Genomic DNA, 13130 nt, shown 5'->3' on the forward strand with positions numbered 1-13130 from the left:
TGTGGTACAGGATGAGGCATGGCCGAGGAAGGTAACTCCCTGCGGGCGATCGTCGCGGCACTGGCAGCCAACCTCGGCATCGCGCTCAGCAAGTTCGTGGCGTTCCTGTTCACGGGGTCGTCAGCGCTGCTCGCGGAGGCCGTGCACTCCGTGGCCGACACCGCCAACCAGGTGCTGCTGCTGATCGGCGGGCGCCGGGCCCAGCAACGGGCGAGCCAGCTGCACCCGTTCGGCTACGCCCGCTTCCGGTACTTCTACGGCTTCCTCGTCACCCTCGTGATCTTCCTGGTCGGCGGCGTGTTCGCGCTCTACGAGGGCTACCGGAAGCTGCGCGACCCGAGCCCGGTCGAGGACCCGGTCTGGGCGTTCGCGGTGCTCGGCGTCTCGGCCGCGCTGGAGTCGTTCTCGCTGCGCACCGCCGTGCACGAGGCCGAGCCGTCCCGCCGCGGCGCTCCCTGGCTGCGCTTCATCCGCACCACCCGCTCCCCCGAGCTGCCGGTCGTGCTGGCCGAGGACTTCGGCGCCTTGACCGGCCTGAGCTTCGCCCTGGTCGGGATCACCCTCGCCGTCATCACCGGCGACGGGCGATGGGACGCCGCCGGCACGCTCGCGATCGGGGCGCTGCTGGTGGTCATCTCGATCACACTGTCGCAGCGGATGCGCAGCCTGCTGATCGGCGAGTCGGCCGACAACGGCACGCTGCTGCTGATCGAGGCGGCCATCGAGCGGGAGCCGCTGATCGAGCGGATGATCCACCTGCGCACCATGCACCTCGGCCCCGACCAGCTGCTGATCGCGGCCAAGGTGGCGGTGCGGGGGAACGAGACGATGGCCCACGTGGCGGCCGCCATCAACCGGGCCGAGGCGCAGGTGCGCAAGGCGGTGACGTACCAGTGCTTCATCTTCTTGGAGCCCGACATCTTCGACCAGAGCCTCTTCGACTCGGCCGAGAAGCCGCCGGGCTCCTCGTCGACGGAGCCACGCCAGGCGTGGGAGTAGCTAGAGCTGGAGCCCGGTGAGGACCATGACCCGTTCCTCGGTGTAGTCGGCCATGGCGCTGGCCAGCCCTTCCCGCCCGACGCCGCTGGCCTTCGCGCCGCCGTACGGCATCTGGTCGGCCCGGTAGCTCGGCGCGTCGCCCACGATCACGCCGCCGACATCGAGGACGCGGTGCGCCTCGAAGGCCCGGTCGAGGCGGCGGGTGAAGACGCCGGCCTGCAGCCCGTACTGCGACGCGTTGACCGCGGCGAACCCGTCCGCGTCGCAGGCGACCCGGGCCAGCACGAGCACCGGCCCGAAGACCTCCTCGGTGACGACCTTCGACTCGGCCGGCGCCTCGGCGAGGACGGTCGGCGCGTAGGCGGCGCCGTCGCGCGCGCCCCCGGTGAGCAGCTTGGCCCCGGCCGCCACCGCCTCGCTCACCCACGCCTCGACCCGCTTGGCGGCGTCCTCGCTGATCAGCGGGCCGACGTCGGTGGCCTCGTCGCCGGGGTCGCCGGTGCGCTGGGCCTCCACGGCGGCCACCAGCCGGTCGGCCAGGGCGTCGTAGTGGCGCTCGTGGACGTACACCCGCTGCACCGCGATGCAGCTCTGCCCGGCCTGGTAGTTGGAGAACGTGGCGATGCGCGACGCGGCCCAGTCCAGGTCGTCCCAGTCCTCGCAGACCACCACGGCGGCGTTGCCGCCGAGCTCCAGGGTGACGTGCTTGCGCGGCACGGCGTCGCGGATCTGCCAGCCGACCGGGCCCGAGCCGGTGAACGACACCACCGGCAGCCGCGGGTCGGCGACCAGGGCGGGCGCGCGGTCGTTCGGAATGGGCACGATCGACCACATCCCGGCCGGCAGGTCGGTCTCGGCGAGGATCTCGCCCAGCAGCAAAGCGCTGAGCGGGGTGGCCGGGGCCGGCTTGAGCACGATCGGGGCGCCGACCGCGATGGCCGGGGCGACCTTGTGCGCGACCAGGTTGAGCGGGAAGTTGAACGGCGCGATGCCCAGCACCGGCCCCCGCGGCACCCGCTTGACCAGCGCGATGCGGCCGGTCGCGGCCGGGTCGGTGTCCAGGCGCTGCACGGCGCCGGAGAAGCGGCGGGCCTCCTCGGCGGCCCAGCGGAAGGTGGAGACGGCGCGGGAGACCTCGCCGCGGGCCCACTTCAGCGGCTTGCCGTTCTCCGCGGTGATGAGCCTGGCCACCTCGTCGGCCCGCTCCTTGAGCCGGGCGCTGACGTGGTCGAGCGCGGCCGCCCGGGCGCTGGCCGGCAGCGCCGCGGCCGCGGCGGCGACGGCGGCCGCGGCGGCGACCGCCTCCTCCACCTGCTCCGGAGTGGCATTGGACGTCGCACCGACCGGACGCCCGTCGTAGGGATGGCGGATCTCGACGGCGTCGTCACTGGAGGCCGGGCGCCCGGCGATGTAGAACGGGGTCACGATTCCACACTAACTCCCACGGAAACAGTTGCTCGAGGGCTTGTGCGCCACGGATTCGATGGAAAAATGTCCCTGCCGGCCCCAAGGGAGTGGACATGACCAAACAGCTGCAGAACTTCGTCGACGGCACCTACACCGACCCCGCCGACGGGCGTTACTCCGACCTCATCGATCCGTCCACCGGCGAGGTGTTCGCCGCCGCGCCGGTGTCCGGCGCCGAGGACGTCGACCGCGCCGTGCGGGCCGCCGCCCGGGCGTTCGAGACCTGGCGCGACGCCACACCGTCGGAGCGGCAGAAGGCCCTGCTCAAGCTGGCCGACGCGATGGAGGAGCGGGCGGAGGAGATCATCGACGCCGAGGTGCGCAACACGGGCAAGCCCCGCGCGCTCACGGCCAGCGAGGAGCTGCCGCCGTCGGTGGACCAGATCCGGTTCTTCGCCGGCGCGGCGCGGGTGCTCGAGGGCAAGTCCGCCGGCGAGTACATGAAGGGGCACACCAGCTACGTGCGGCGCGAGCCGATCGGCGTCTGCGCGCAGGTCACGCCCTGGAACTACCCGCTCATGATGGCGGTCTGGAAGATCGCGCCGGCCCTGGCCGCGGGCAACACCGTGGTGCTCAAGCCGTCCGACACCACGCCGGCGTCCTCGCTGCTGCTGGCCGAGCTGGCCGCCGAGTTCCTCCCGCCGGGCGTGCTCAACGTGGTCACCGGCGACCGGGAGACCGGCCGCGCGCTGGTCGCCCACCCGACGCCGCAGTTCGTGTCCATCACCGGCTCGGTGCGGGCCGGCCGCGAGGTGGCCGGCGCGGCCGCGCCGTCGCTCAAGCGCACCCACCTGGAGCTCGGCGGCAAGGCGCCCGTCGTGGTCTTCGACGACGCCGACCTGGCCGCCGCGGCCGAGGCGATCGCCGTGGCCGGGTACTTCAACGCCGGCCAGGACTGCACCGCGGCCACCCGCGTGCTCGCCGGCCCCGGCATCTACGACGACTTCGTGGCGGCGCTGGCCGAGCAGGCGGCGGCGACGAAGACCGGCGCACCGGACGACGAGGACATCCTCTACGGCCCGCTGAACAACGCCAACCAGCTGGCCCGGGTCGGCGGCTTCATCGACCGGCTGCCCGACCACGCGAAGCTCAACACCGGCGGCGCCCGGGTCGGCGAGCGCGGCTTCTTCTACGCCCCGACCGTGGTCTCCGGCCTGCGCCAGGAGGACGAGATCATCCAGGACGAGGTCTTCGGGCCGGTGATCACCGTGCAGCGCTTCACCGACGAGGACGAGGCGGTGCGCTGGGCCAACGGCGTGGAGTACGGCCTGTCCTCCTCGGTCTGGACCCGCGACCACGGCCGCGCGATGCGGATGACCCGCCGGCTGGACTTCGGCTGCGTGTGGGTCAACGCGCACATCCCGATCGTCGCCGAGATGCCGCACGGCGGGTTTAAGCAGTCCGGATACGGCAAGGACCTCTCGATGTACGGCCTGGAGGACTACACCCGGATCAAGCACGTCATGCACAACATCGAGCTCTGATGTCGCACAGCGAGGATCTCCACAAGCGCCGCACCGCCGCCGTCGCGCGGGGCGTGTCGAGCATGGTCCAGTCGTACGTCGACTACGCCGCCGGTGGCACGCTGACCGACGTGGACGGCCGGGAGTGGGTCGACATGGCCGCCGGGATCGCGGTCACGAGCGTGGGCAACGCGAGCCCCAAGGTCGTGGCGGCGGTCCAGCGGCAGGTCGAGCGGTTCACCCACACCTGCTTCATGATCGCGCCGTACGAGTCCTACGTCGCCGTCTGCGAGCAGCTCAACGCGCTCACCCCGGGCGCCTTCGAGAAGCGCTCGGCCCTGTTCAACTCGGGCGCCGAGGCGGTCGAGAACGCGGTGAAGATCGCCCGGCACGCCACCGGCCGCCGGGCGGTCGTCGTGTTCGACCACGCCTACCACGGCCGCACCAATCTCACGATGGCGCTGACGGCGAAGAACATGCCGTACAAGCAGGGCTTCGGCCCCTTCGCCGGCGAGATCTACCGGGTGCCGATGTCCTACCCCTTCCGCGACGGCCTGGCCGGCCCGGACGCCGCGGCGCTGGCCATCAACATGATCGAGAAGCAGGTCGGCGCCGACCAGGTGGCCGCGGTGCTGATCGAGCCGATCCAGGGCGAGGGCGGCTTCGTCGTACCGGCCCCCGGCTTCCTCTCCTCCCTGGCCGCCTGGTCGAAGGCGCACGGCGCCCTGTTCATCGCCGACGAGATCCAGACCGGCTTCTGCCGCACCGGCGACTGGTTCGCCTCGCCGCACGAGTCGGTCGAGCCCGACATCATCACCACGGCGAAGGGCATCGCCGGCGGCCTGCCCCTGGCCGGGGTGACCGGCCGGGCCGAGGTCATGGACGCCGTGCACCCCAGCGGGCTGGGCGGCACGTACGGCGGCAACCCGATCGCCTGCGCCGCCGCCCTGGCCACCATCGACACGATGCGCGAGCTGGACCTGAGCGCCGCGGCCCGGCGGATCGAGTCGGTGATGGTGCCGCGGCTGCGCGAGCTGCAGCAGTCGCACCCGTTCATCGGCGACGTGCGGGGCCGCGGCGCGATGCTGGCCATCGAGATCGTGGTGCCGGAGTCGGCCTCGCCGGGGACGATGACGGCGGAGCGCGGCTACGGCCGGGGCGCCCCGCTGGGCGCGACCCCGGACCCGGCCAGGACGTCGGAGATCCAGCGGCGGGCCCACGAGGCGGGGCTCCTGCTGCTCACCTGCGGGACCTACGGCAACGTCATCCGCTTCCTGCCCCCGCTCGTCATGGACGACCCGACCCTGCAGCGCGCCCTGACGATGCTGGAGTCCGCGCTCTGAGTAGCCCGGGCGCGCCCTGCCGACAGGGCGCGCCCCTTGGCGTTCTTGGGTGACGCGGGTCACTATGAGGCATGCACAATCCCTGGCTGGCCCTCCCCTCGGGGGCCGATGCGCGCGAGCGGATCGGACAGAACGGGCGCGCCTGGGACGCTTTCCTCAACAACCAACAGGTCGGCGACCAGGTGCGCGACGTCGTGGCCGACTCCTGGCGGCGCAGCGCCGCGGCCCATCTCGATCCCGACGCCACGGCCCCGGTCGACCTCGACGACGACGAGCTCGAGGACTACCGCGGGGCCCACCCGCTGCGCCACGTGCTGCCGCTGTTCCGCGACCTGCTCGGCAGCTTCGCCGACGACGGCGACCACCTGATGGCGGTCTGCGACGCGCAGGGGCGGCTGCTCTGGGTGGAGGGGCACCCGACCGTGGTACGCCGGGCGGAGGGCATGAACTTCGTCGCCGGGGCGCGCTGGGACGAGACGCACGCCGGCACCAACGCGCCCGGCACCGCGGTGGCCCTCGACCACGAGGTGCAGATCTTCGCCACCGAGCACTTCAGCCGCCGGGCGCAGCGCTGGACCTGCTCCGCCGCGCCGATCCACGATCCGCGCACCGGGCGGCTGCTCGGGGCGATCGACGTGACCGGCGGCGACCACCTCGCCAACCCGCATTCCCTGGCGCTGGTACTCGCGACCGCCCGCGCCGCCGAGACGTACCTGGCCACGCTGCCCTCGGCGGCCCCGGCCGGACCGTCGTTCGGCGCGCTGGGGCGCGACGCCGGGGTGCTGTCGGCCGGCGGGCGGGCGCTGCGGCTGAGCCCGAGACACAGCGAGATCGTCGCGCTGCTCTGCGCGCACCCGGCCGGCCTGACCGGGGACCAGCTGGCGGTCGAGCTCTACGGCGACGGGCTGGTCAACCCGGTGACCCTGCGGGCCGAGCTGTCCCGGCTGCGCCACGTGCTCGGGCCCCTGCTGCTCTCGCGCCCCTACCGGCTGCGCGAGCCGGTGCTGTCGGACTTCGCGGAGGTCCCGGCCCGGCTGGCCGAGGGCGACGTCGCCGGGGCGCTGCTGGCGTACCGCGGGCCGCTCCTGCCCCGCTCGGACGCCCCCGGCATCGTGCGCCTGCGCCGGCTCATCGAGGGGCAGCTACGCGCCGGCGTGCGGGCCAGCCGCGACGCCGAGCTGCTCGCGGCCTGGACCGCGGCCGGTTGGGGGGCCGAGGACCTGTGGATGTGGGAGGCGCTGGCGGCGGCGCTGCCGGCCGGTTCGCCCCGGCGGGCGCTCGCCCTGGAGCGGGTGGCCCGCCTGTCCGAGGAGTACGCGGCGCCGGCCGCAACGTGGTTGCAACGTTCCCGTAACTAGCTTCCGGGCATGACCCGCTACGCAGCTCCCGGCCAGGACGGTGCCCTGGTCCGATACGAGTCCCGCTACGACCACTGGATCGGCGGCGAGTACGTCAAGCCGGTCCGCGGCCAGTACTTCGAGAACCCCACGCCGGTCACCGGGCAGACCTTCTGCGAGATCGCCCGGGGCACGGCCGAGGACGTCGAGCTGGCCCTCGACGCCGCGCACGGCGCGGCGGACGCGTGGGGGCGCACGAGCGTCGCCGAGCGCGCGAACATCCTGAACAAGATCGCCGACCGGATCGAGGGCAACCTGGAGGCCCTCGCCGTCGCCGAGACGTGGGAGAACGGCAAGCCGGTGCGGGAGACCTTGGCGGCCGACCTGCCGCTGGCGGTGGATCACTTCCGGTACTTCGCCGGCGCCATCCGGGCCCAGGAGGGCAGCCTCGGCGAGCTCGACGACGACACCGTCGCGTACCACTTCCACGAGCCGCTCGGCGTCGTCGCCCAGATCATCCCGTGGAACTTCCCGCTGCTCATGGCGACGTGGAAGCTCGCGCCGGCGCTGGCCGCCGGCAACGCGGTCGTGCTCAAGCCCGCCGAGCAGACCCCGGCCTCGATCCACGTGCTCATGGGCCTGATCGCCGACCTGCTGCCGCCGGGCGTGGTGAACATCGTCAACGGCTTCGGGGTCGAGGCCGGCAAGCCGCTGGCCAGCAGCCCGCGGGTGGCCAAGGTCGCCTTCACCGGCGAGACCACGACGGGGCGGCTGATCATGCAGTACGCCAGCGAGAACATCAAGCCGGTGACGCTGGAGCTCGGGGGCAAGAGCCCGAACATCTTCTTCGACGACGTGTCGAGCGCGAAGGACGCCTTCTACGACAAGGCCCTCGAGGGCTTCGCGATGTTCGCGCTCAACCAGGGCGAGGTCTGCACCTGCCCGTCCCGCGCGCTCGTCCAGCAGGGCCACTACGGCGAGTTCCTGGACGCCGCCACCGAGCGCGTCCGCGCGATCAAGCAGGGCCACCCGCTGGACAGCGAGACGATGATCGGCGCGCAGGCGTCCAACGACCAGCTGGAGAAGATCCTGTCGTACCTCGAGATCGGCCGCCAGGAGGGCGCCAAGGTGCGCGTCGGCGGCGAGCGGGCCGACCTCGGCGGCGAGCTCTCGGGCGGCTACTACGTCCAGCCGACCGTCTTCGAGGGCGACAACGCCATGCGGATCTTCCAGGAGGAGATCTTCGGCCCGGTCGTCTCGGTGACCTCGTTCTCCGACTTCGCGGACGCCATCAAGATCGCCAACGACACCCTCTACGGCCTCGGCGCCGGCGTCTGGACCCGCGACACCAACACCGCCTACCGCGCCGGGCGGGCCATCCAGGCCGGACGGGTCTGGACCAACTGCTACCACGCCTACCCGGCCCACGCGGCCTTCGGCGGCTACAAGCAGTCCGGCATCGGCCGGGAGAACCACAAGATGATGCTGGAGCACTACCAGCAGACGAAGAACCTGCTGGTCAGCTACTCCCCCAACAAGCTCGGGTTCTTCTAGGCCATGCCGCGCGTGGCGGTGACCCCGCGGCGGCCGACCTGATCCGGTCGCTGCGGGGCACTCACGGACCCCTGATGTTCCACCAGTCCGGCGGCTGCTGCGACGGCAGCTCCCCGATGTGTTTCCCGGAGGGCGAGTTCCGCACCGGCGCCAGCGACGTCCTGCTGGAGTCGCTGGCGATCGACGGCGTCGGCGAGCCGGTGACCTTCTGGATGTCGCGGTCGCAGTTCGAGCTGTGGCGGCACACCCACCTGACGGTCGACGTGGTGCCGGGCCGCGGCTCGGGCTTCTCGCTGGAGGCGCCCGAGGGGGTGCGCTTCCTGATCAGGTCCCGGCTGCTCACCCCCGAGGAGCTGGCCGAGCTGGGCGAGCGCGAATAGGAGGAACCCCCGGGTCGTTGGCCACCGACCCGGGGGTTCCTCAGTTACGTCAGTTGTTCTCGACGACGACGTGCCCGCTCGAGGCGTAGTAGCCGACCTGGCACAGCACCTTGGACGTGCCGCTGATGGAGGCCCGCGGCCCGGTCACCCCGTACGACGAGCCGCTGCCCATCGGGATGCAGGTGGCGGCGGAGTGCAGGTGGAAGTAGGACGGGTACCCGGTGCACGGGCCGCCGAGGTAGCCGCGGCCCGAGTCGGTGTACGAGCCGCTGCAGCCGGACGCGAAGGCGGGCGTGCCGGTGACGGCGAGCGTGCCGGCGCCGACGGCGACGACCACGGCGGCGACTCGCATCGCCTTGCTGAGCTTGCGCATGATGGTTCCTCCCCGATTGAAGAAACGAGCGAGGGCCAAAGTAAGCGCTCTCTCGACACCCGGGCAAGGTTTATACACGTCTATGGAATTCTCCGCGATCCAGTCGACTGTCATTAATGTCGCCGGATCAGGCGTTGCAGCTCCGATGCTTATTGTGATACTTGAACTAAGTCGGGTCAGCGATCGAGGAGGGGCCGGCGGGGGTCCCACGGATCGCCGCGGCGACGCCTGGCGATGGCCGAGAGCGCTTCCAGGACCACGCGGTTGGCCAGGAAGGCGGTGATCTCCGCGTGGTCGTACGGCGGGCTCACCTCGACCACGTCCAGCCCCACGATCGGCAGCTCGTAGCAGCAGCGCCGCACGGCGTCGAGCAGCTGGCGGGAGGTGAGACCGCCGGGCTCCGGGGTGCCGGTGCCGGGGGCCATGCCGGGGTCGACCACGTCGACGTCGACCGACAGGAACACGCCGTCGCAGTCGTCGGTGGCGATGGCGAACGCCTCGGTCAGGCACTCGTCCAGGCCCCGGGCGACGATCTCGGTCATCTCGTAGGAGCGCATCCGCTGCTCGGCCATCCAGTCCAGCGTCTGCGGGTCGGGCCAGTAGCCGCGCAGGCCGATCTGCAGGAAGCGGTCGCCGCGCAGGGCGCCGGACTCGATCAGGCGGCGCATCGGCTGGCCGTGGCCGATCAACGAGCCGAACTCGACGTCGCCGGTGTCGGCGTGGGCGTCGAAGTGGACCATCGAGACGCGGCCGTAGCCGTGCTTGCGGGCCACGCCGGTCGCGTCGGGCCAGGCGATGGTGTGGTCGCCGCCGAGGATCAGCGGGATCGCGCCGGCGTCGGCCGCCGCGAAGACCGCGTCCTCCAGGGACTTGATCGCGCGGGCGGCGTCCCCGGAGTACATCTCGACGTCGCCGGCGTCGAGGACGCGCAGGTCCCGCAGGGCGTCCACGCGCAGGGCCAGCGACGGGCGGGAGCCGTCGTGCGGCAGGTAGCAGGCCTGCCGGATGGCCTGCGGGCCGAAGCGCGTGCCCGGGCGGTGCGAGGTGCCGCCGTCGAAGGGCGCCCCGATGACGACCACGTCGGCGCCCGCAAAGCTCTCGGGCGAGGACAGATCGCACGCCGGCACGCCCAGGAACGTGATGTCCGGGCCGAACATCGGGCCGTACCTGGTCATAGCTCCTGGATACCCCAGGGCGCGCCGTACTCGGTGAGCAGATCGAGGAACGGGCGGGGCGGCAGCGCCTCCGGGCCGAGCACGCCGGCGCCCGACCAGGTGCCGGCGGCCAGCAGCTCCAGCGCCACCACGGGGTTGACGGCGGTCTGCCAGACGACGGCCTGGCTGCCGTACTCGCGCATGGTCCAGGCGTTGTCGACCACGTGGTAGAGGTACGTGGCCCGGGGGCGGCCGTCGCGGCCCAGGCCGGTGACGTACGTGCCGGCGCAGGTGCGCCCGTGCATCCGGTCGCCGAGCGTGGCCGGGTCGGGCAGGCAGGCGGCCACCACGTCGCGCGGGGAGACGTCGACGCCGCCGACGCGGACCTTCTTGGTGGAGTCCATGCCCAGCTTGTGGATGGTCTTGAGGACCTCGATGAACTCGTTGCCCAGGCCGTACTTGAAGGTGACCCGCCGCACGTCGATCCAGCGCGGGATGAGCAGGACCTCCTCGTGCTCCACATTGACGCACTCGACCGGGCCGATGCCGGCCGGGAAGGTGAAGGTCTCGGGCTCGGAGAACGGCTTGGTGACGTACCAGCCCCGGTTCTTCTCGTAGACGACCGGCGGGTTGAGGCACTCCTCGATGGTGGTCCAGATGGAGAAGGACGGCGCGAACTCGTAGCCCTCCACCACCAGGTCGGAGCCGTCGCGGATGCCGACGTCGTGCACCTCGGCGAACAGGGTGTCGGCGGCGTAGCGGGCGAAGACGTCGGACAGGCCGGGCTCCACCCCGATGCCGCACAGGGCCAGGCGGCCGGCCGCCCGCCAGCGGTCCTCGGCGGCGAACTGCTCGTCGCCGAGCTTCACGCCGGTCTTCTCGTAGGGCCGCTCGGGGTGCGGCTGGGACAGCGACATCGCCATGTCGAGGTAGTGCGCGCCGGCCGCGAAGGCGCCGTTGAAGACCGGCATGACGAAGCGCGGGTCGACGGCGTTGAGCACGTGGGTGATCCGAAGCTCCCGGCACAGCGCCTCGACCGCGCCCGCGTCGGACGCGTCGAGGGCGGCCGCCGCGAACCGGGGATCGTCCGCCGAGGACACGGCGGCCTCGGCGCGGGCCAGGTCGCGGTCGGCCACGACGCAATGGTCGAAGAATGCGCGGCGCACGGCAATGCGCACGGCGGCAGCGCCGACGCCGCCGGCGCCGACAATGAGCAAACGCATGGGGTATCAGGCCTTCCGGCGCAGACGGGGCAACTGTCCGATGAGGACGATCAGGAACGAGATGGCGAACATCGCCGTGCCGATGACGTTGATCTGGGCCGGGATCCCGCGCTGGGACGCGCCCCAGACGAACATGGGGAAGGTGACCACCGTGCCGGAGTTGAAGTTCGTCACGATGAAGTCGTCGAAGGAGAGCGAGAACGACAGCAGGGCGGCGGCCACGATGCCCGGCATCACCAGCGGGAGGGTCACCCGCATGAAGGTCTGCCGCTCGTCGGCGTAGAGGTCCATGGCCGCCTCCTGCAGCCGCGGGTCCAGCCCGGCCAGGCGGGCCTTCACCGTCACCACCACGAACGACAGGCAGAACATGACGTGCGCGATGACGACGGTCCAGAAGCCCAGCGGCACCCCGGAGGCGACGAACAGCGCCAGCAGCGAGGAGCCCATCACGATCTCGGGCGTGGCCATCGGCAGGAAGATGAGCGTGTTGGTCGCGCCCCGGCCGCGGAAGGAGTGCCGGGCCAGGGCGAAGGACATGAGCGTGCCGAGGATCGTCGCGACCACGGTGGCGACCAGCGCGATGGTGATGCTCAGCAGGAACGCGTCCTGGATGCCGGCGACACCGAACGGGTGCTTCCAGTTGTCCAGGGTGAACTTGTAGTTGTCCAGCGTGTAGGGGGCGTTGTGCCCGGCCTCGCGGAAGGACATCGCGGCGACGACGCCGATCGGCACGAAGAGGTACAGCAGGACGATGATCCCGATCGCGAGGACCCAGTGATCGGCGGCGAACCGGCGCAGGCGGTGAAGCATCAGAGCACCTCGTCCGTTCCGGCGCGCTTGACGTAGATGAAGACCAGCACGAGGATCGCCGCCATCAGGGTGAACGACAGCGCCGCCGCGGCGGGGTAGTCGCCCACCTTGAGGAACTTCGACTGGATGACGTTGCCGATCATGTACTGCCGGCTCGTGCCCAGCAGCTCGGCGTTGATGTAGTCGCCCGCCGCCGGGATGAACGTGAGCAGCGTGCCGGCCACCACGCCCGGCATCGACAGCGGCAGCACCACGCGGGTGAACCGCGCGACCGGCCGCGCGTAGAGGTCGCCGGCCGCCTCGATCAGCCGGGGGTCGAGCTTCTCCAGGCTGGCGTAGAGCGGCAGGACCATGAAGGGCAGGAAGTTGTACACCAGGCCGGCGATCACCGCGGGGGTGGTGGCCAGCAGGCGGTCGTCGGGCAGCGGGACGTGGAGCGCGTTGAGCACCGACACGACCGTGCCGTTGTCGGACAGGATGACCTTCCAGGCCAGCGTGCGGATCAGGAAGCTGGTGAAGAAGGGCGCGATGACGCAGATGAGCAGGACGTTCTTCCAACGACCGGCCTTCTGCGCGATGGCGTAGGCCAGCGGGTAGCCCAGCAGCAGCGAGAAGGCGGTGGTCAGGGCGGCGTAGCCGATGGAGCGGCCGAACTGGGGCAGGTAGGCCGACACGGCGTCGCTGTAGTTGCTGAACTGCCAGGTCATCGCGTAGCCGTCCTCCAGCGACCCCGACGGGTCGTAGAGGCTCGTGGCGAGCAGCTGCACGCACGGCACGGCGAAGAACAGGATCAGCCAGAGGCCCCCGGGGAGCAGCAGGAGGTACGGCAGCCACTTCTTCTTCGGTTTCTCGAGCTTGACCGGGGTCTGCGCCCCGGCCGCCCCAACGTGCCCCAAAGCGCTCACGCCGTCGCCTCCGCTTCGCTCCGGCGCCGGCGCGAGCCAACCCTGTGCTCATTGTTCGCGGCCCCAACGCCAGGTCTGGCTCGACGAGGCTCCGCGGCGGTCGACCCAGACCAGGCGCCGCT

The 13130-nt window shown here is 71.6% G+C and carries 12 protein-coding genes; 6 read left to right on the forward strand and 6 right to left on the reverse strand.

Annotation, left to right across the window (positions count from 1 at the left end):
• The first annotated feature begins 18 nt into the window (after positions 1 to 18).
• Positions 19 to 999, forward strand: coding sequence for a cation diffusion facilitator family transporter (locus tag ABD352_RS49090; RefSeq protein ID WP_344619542.1), 981 nt, complete (start codon positions 19 to 21; stop codon positions 997 to 999).
• Here the strand turns inward: ABD352_RS49090 and ABD352_RS49095 are convergent, their stop codons facing one another.
• Positions 1000 to 2424 carry an aldehyde dehydrogenase family protein gene (locus tag ABD352_RS49095; protein WP_344619543.1) on the reverse strand — a complete coding sequence of 475 codons (1425 nt, stop codon included), beginning with the start codon at positions 2422 to 2424 and terminating at the stop codon, positions 1000 to 1002.
• A gap of 95 nt (positions 2425 to 2519) precedes the next feature.
• Here ABD352_RS49095 and ABD352_RS49100 point away from each other — a divergent pair, with 95 nt between their 5' ends.
• From ABD352_RS49100 to ABD352_RS49120, 5 genes are all read left to right on the forward strand, one after another.
• Positions 2520 to 3950: a gamma-aminobutyraldehyde dehydrogenase gene (locus ABD352_RS49100; protein ID WP_425553953.1), complete on the forward strand. Its 1431-nt coding sequence runs from the start codon at positions 2520 to 2522 to the stop codon at positions 3948 to 3950.
• Positions 3950 to 5272: a 4-aminobutyrate--2-oxoglutarate transaminase gene (gabT, locus tag ABD352_RS49105; protein ID WP_344619545.1), complete on the forward strand. Its 1323-nt coding sequence runs from the start codon at positions 3950 to 3952 to the stop codon at positions 5270 to 5272. Before ABD352_RS49100 ends, gabT begins: the two co-directional genes overlap by 1 nt.
• Before the next feature lie 71 nt (positions 5273 to 5343).
• Positions 5344 to 6630 (forward strand): GAF domain-containing protein, encoded by a 1287-nt coding sequence (locus ABD352_RS49110; RefSeq protein ID WP_344619546.1) that lies wholly within the window; start codon positions 5344 to 5346, stop codon positions 6628 to 6630.
• Between the two features lie 9 nt (positions 6631 to 6639).
• Positions 6640 to 8163 carry an aldehyde dehydrogenase gene (gene adh, locus ABD352_RS49115; RefSeq protein WP_344619547.1) on the forward strand — a complete coding sequence of 508 codons (1524 nt, stop codon included), beginning with the start codon at positions 6640 to 6642 and terminating at the stop codon, positions 8161 to 8163.
• Between the two features lie 38 nt (positions 8164 to 8201).
• Entirely contained in the window at positions 8202 to 8543 is a 342-nt protein-coding gene (locus tag ABD352_RS49120) for a DUF779 domain-containing protein (protein WP_344619577.1), read from the forward strand.
• Positions 8544 to 8592: 49 nt separating this feature from the next.
• Here the strand turns inward: ABD352_RS49120 and ABD352_RS49125 are convergent, their stop codons facing one another.
• The 5 genes from ABD352_RS49125 to ABD352_RS49145 form a co-directional block, all read right to left on the reverse strand.
• The gene (locus ABD352_RS49125; protein WP_344619548.1) at positions 8593 to 8916 is read right to left on the reverse strand and encodes a hypothetical protein; all 324 of its coding nucleotides are present in this window, start codon (positions 8914 to 8916) and stop codon (positions 8593 to 8595) included.
• Between the two features lie 176 nt (positions 8917 to 9092).
• Entirely contained in the window at positions 9093 to 10091 is a 999-nt protein-coding gene (gene speB, locus ABD352_RS49130; protein ID WP_344619549.1) for an agmatinase, read from the reverse strand.
• Positions 10088 to 11293, reverse strand: a complete 1206-nt coding sequence (locus ABD352_RS49135; protein WP_344619550.1) for a saccharopine dehydrogenase family protein — start codon at positions 11291 to 11293, stop codon at positions 10088 to 10090. Before ABD352_RS49135 ends, speB begins: the two co-directional genes overlap by 4 nt.
• Positions 11294 to 11299: 6 nt before the next feature.
• Positions 11300 to 12103, reverse strand: a complete 804-nt coding sequence (locus ABD352_RS49140) for an ABC transporter permease (protein ID WP_344619551.1) — start codon at positions 12101 to 12103, stop codon at positions 11300 to 11302.
• A complete protein-coding gene (locus ABD352_RS49145) occupies positions 12103 to 13008 on the reverse strand; it encodes an ABC transporter permease (RefSeq protein ID WP_344619552.1) in 906 nt (301 codons plus the stop codon). The genes ABD352_RS49140 and ABD352_RS49145 overlap by 1 nt, the downstream gene beginning before the upstream one ends.
• Positions 13009 to 13130 lie beyond the last annotated feature (122 nt).

The sequence above is a fragment of the Dactylosporangium salmoneum genome, assembly GCF_039532525.1.
GTDB lineage: Bacteria > Actinomycetota > Actinomycetes > Mycobacteriales > Micromonosporaceae > Dactylosporangium > Dactylosporangium salmoneum.

Excerpts from the sequence above, each read along its gene's own strand:
- ABD352_RS49090 (WP_344619542.1), top strand. The coding sequence starts at position 19 with ATGGCCGAGGAAGGTAACTCCCTGCGGGCGATCGTCGCGGCACTGGCA.
- ABD352_RS49100 (WP_425553953.1), top strand. The coding sequence starts at position 2,520 with ATGACCAAACAGCTGCAGAACTTCGTCGACGGCACCTACACCGACCCC.
- gabT (WP_344619545.1), top strand. The coding sequence starts at position 3,950 with ATGTCGCACAGCGAGGATCTCCACAAGCGCCGCACCGCCGCCGTCGCG.
- ABD352_RS49110 (WP_344619546.1), top strand. The coding sequence starts at position 5,344 with ATGCACAATCCCTGGCTGGCCCTCCCCTCGGGGGCCGATGCGCGCGAG.
- adh (WP_344619547.1), top strand. The coding sequence starts at position 6,640 with ATGACCCGCTACGCAGCTCCCGGCCAGGACGGTGCCCTGGTCCGATAC.
- ABD352_RS49125 (WP_344619548.1), bottom strand. The coding sequence starts at position 8,916 with ATGCGCAAGCTCAGCAAGGCGATGCGAGTCGCCGCCGTGGTCGTCGCC.
- speB (WP_344619549.1), bottom strand. The coding sequence starts at position 10,091 with ATGACCAGGTACGGCCCGATGTTCGGCCCGGACATCACGTTCCTGGGC.
- ABD352_RS49135 (WP_344619550.1), bottom strand. The coding sequence starts at position 11,293 with ATGCGTTTGCTCATTGTCGGCGCCGGCGGCGTCGGCGCTGCCGCCGTG.
- ABD352_RS49140 (WP_344619551.1), bottom strand. The coding sequence starts at position 12,103 with ATGCTTCACCGCCTGCGCCGGTTCGCCGCCGATCACTGGGTCCTCGCG.